Source organism: Consotaella aegiceratis (assembly GCF_036541425.1).
Lineage (GTDB): Bacteria > Pseudomonadota > Alphaproteobacteria > Rhizobiales > Rhizobiaceae > Consotaella > Consotaella aegiceratis.
Genome location: NZ_JAZHFT010000117.1, coordinates 1 through 1,947 on the forward strand (window position 1 = coordinate 1; position 1,947 = coordinate 1,947).

1 protein-coding gene is annotated in these 1,947 nt (G+C 48.4%); it reads right to left on the minus strand.

The window, feature by feature from the left end; all coding sequences use genetic code 11:
- Positions 1 to 390: 390 nt before the first annotated feature.
- Entirely contained in the window at positions 391 to 1,749 is a 1,359-nt protein-coding gene (locus tag SMD10_RS25265; protein WP_331688484.1) for a flippase, read from the minus strand.
- Positions 1,750 to 1,947: the final 198 nt, after the last annotated feature.

The following is a 1,947-nucleotide window of genomic DNA, read 5'->3' on the forward strand; positions in this document are numbered from 1 at the left end:
ATCGGCATGGCCAATCTCGCCTACAATCTCACCCGCTTCGTCTGGCATCAGGGGCGAGGTGCGCCCGCATGACGGCAAAATCGCCACCGGTCTGAAGTTCCAATGGCGGATGAGCGCCAAGTGCCGCAAAGCCACACCGATCAAGCCCAAATCGGGCCGCCATCACCAATGACGTCTCTTCAATGCCGCCAAAACGTCGGTTCTTCGAGGTGTCCAGGTTGCCGCAAACCCAGCCGGGGTGCGCCAAACGATCTGGGAATGGGGTCGCGAAGTGTTGTAGTCGGCCCTCCAGGCCCTCCAGGCCCTCAACAACCGCTTTGAGCGGCCACAATCATAAAGCTCCCGGCTTTGCCGGGGGGGGGGGGGGGATACTTACAGAACGTCAATACATTACTTCAACTGGAGCCATTTCCCGAAAATAAGTATTATCATGGAAAATAGAACTGGAAGAAAAAGCACTCTGTATAAGGGGAACCAGAAGAGATGTTTAAGTCGTCGATAAAAATACGTGACGGAAAAAACGAAAACCTCACTGGCAACTGTTGCGATCACTGCGCCGTAGATGTGCATAATTGGTATTATCGCAAAATTTAGGGAGATATTGAGCGCGGCCGATAGTAATGTTATGTTCATATGCTGTCTTTGATATCCCCATGCAATCAATGGGTTTGCCAAAGAGACGTTAATGTAGATTAACGCTATGTTTAGTGTCAGCCACTGGAAATATCCGGCGCCGGCCTCAAAATCGGCCCCATATATAGTAGTGTAAATAGCTCGGCCCGAAACAAACGCGACGGCAGTAAGGGGAAATCCTATCCAACAGAGGATTTTAGTAAACTGTAAGGACACGCCGCGTGTTTTATCACCACTCTGACGATAAGAGCTGGCAAGGACCGGCTCGAAGCTTGTGAGGATTGCTATGCATGGAACGGTAAGAGCCAGCATCAGTGAGTAAGCAGATCCGTACAAACCGACCGCAGCATCTCCGTAAAACAGACCGATGATAACCGCGTCGAGGGTGTAGTATACTGAAACTGCCCCTCTCGATATTGCGATGGGTAATGAGGCTCTAATTATAGGAAACCAGCCACGTTTGGAGAACGTAAAAGCTCTGATGCTGGCTATATTAAGATGACCTAAATACCACCATTCGAAATTGATCTTCAAGAATTGCGACAATAAGCTGATAGCCGCGTATGAGTATGAGTCCGACGTATTTCGAACCAATAACACGACTATACTGGCTTGCATTGCGTCAGTTAAAAGGGAGATGAGTGGCGTCAATGCCATTCGTTGATGTGCCTGCAGAATCCACGTTGGCCTCAGCGAGTTAAATACAACATTCATACCAACAATCGATAGTATAATTGTTTCACTATGTAATCCATTGCAGAGTGCCGACCATCCGATCAAACCAAAGAATCCCATTACAGCCAAAATAATCTGCAGCGATATTACTGACGAAATCATTTTTCGAGTAATAATGGGATATTTTGCTACCTCTCTTTGCCCAATCGCAGCCATTCCCAGGCCACAGACTATCGTAATATATGATGTTATGTACAAGGACCAATAGTATAAGCCGATTGAATTGGCGCCTAGATGGCGAGCGGCATATGCGTCAGACCAATATAGAATGATCGCTGAGAGAGCTCTCGCTATAATCAACGACGCAGAGTTGAGCGTTATTCGATGTATTTCCCCCTTCATAATCATTTTAACCATTTCTTCTTGAATGAGAGGTGGCATTCTGAGTGTGGATGGTTCTATCAACGCCTTCGGCTAGGATTTGGCTGGTCGCTGGGATCGTGATGTGGCGGCCCGGCGCCTCGGTCGTTGATCAACATCTCCGGCGATAGAGATGAAGGGCTCTTTCCGACCGCAGCCTGTTCACGCTGCCATCGCCTTTTCGAGGAAGATCAGGCGCTTGATGTTGTAGACGAGGTT

Bases quoted from the DNA above. Each gene is read 5' to 3' on its own strand.
- SMD10_RS25265 (WP_331688484.1), bottom strand. From the start codon at position 1,749: ATGCCACCTCTCATTCAAGAAGAAATGGTTAAAATGATTATGAAGGGG.